Annotated in this window: 1 protein-coding gene; it reads right to left on the bottom strand. The window is 53.5% G+C overall.

Translation table 11 applies throughout. The features are described 5' to 3' along the window. Positions 1 to 5: 5 nt before the first annotated feature. On the bottom strand, positions 6 to 794 hold a 789-nt coding region (locus PVA01S_RS26355; RefSeq protein WP_164751993.1), incomplete at its 5' end, for an IS4 family transposase.

Genomic DNA, 794 nt, shown 5'->3' on the forward strand with positions numbered 1-794 from the left:
TTAACTCAACTTTCGCAGCATGAAATCGGCAAACAAGCCTTGATGTAACTGGGCAAAACGGCAATCCATTGCTGGAGTTGACGCTGTATCAGAGCCGAAAGCTTTTTGCCGGCCTTCGTGGCAATTTCGTTGATGAGATCGAGCAATTGTTGTAAGGCAACCGCCCAATCGAGCGTACCGACTTCGTCGCATAGCAAATAAAACAAGCCTCCGAAGGAGCGCGCATCGGTGCTTTGCCGATGCTGCCAAGCCAGCAGGATGTAGCGCGAAAACACAAGCGTCGTATGGCTGATCAGCAAATCATAGGAGCGGCCTTGAAACTCTTTTTGCAAACGAAGCAGTGATTTGGTGCACTTGAAGAAGACCTCAATGTCCCAGCGAATCGCGTAGATGCGGATCACGTCCTCTACGGAAAGGGAAAGGTCTGTCGTCAAAATAGCGAGCCATTCATTCTTCTTCGTACGATGACGAACGAACACCACGCGAACCGGAATGTCTGGGGCAAGCTCGGTTCGAATGCAGCGGAGAATGCCACGCTTGTTGCTCACCACAGGAAACGCTGCCGCGTACAGTTCTTTGAGCGACAGCTTCCGGCCTTGAACCAGGAAACGCTTATTGTCATTCTTGACCATGCCGATCACGTCGAGCCCGCGGGCAATGACTTCGCCAATGAGAGGCGCATGCGTAAACCAGCTGTCCATCAAGACGTAGGAGGCGGTCGCCCCTGCTGCCAAAGCGCGATCCAGCATGGACGCAATGACCTGCGGAGCCGATCGGAGCGATTCCTGACGGCG

This window comes from Paenibacillus validus NBRC 15382, from assembly GCF_004000985.1.
Lineage (GTDB): Bacteria > Bacillota > Bacilli > Paenibacillales > NBRC-103111 > Paenibacillus_G > Paenibacillus_G validus.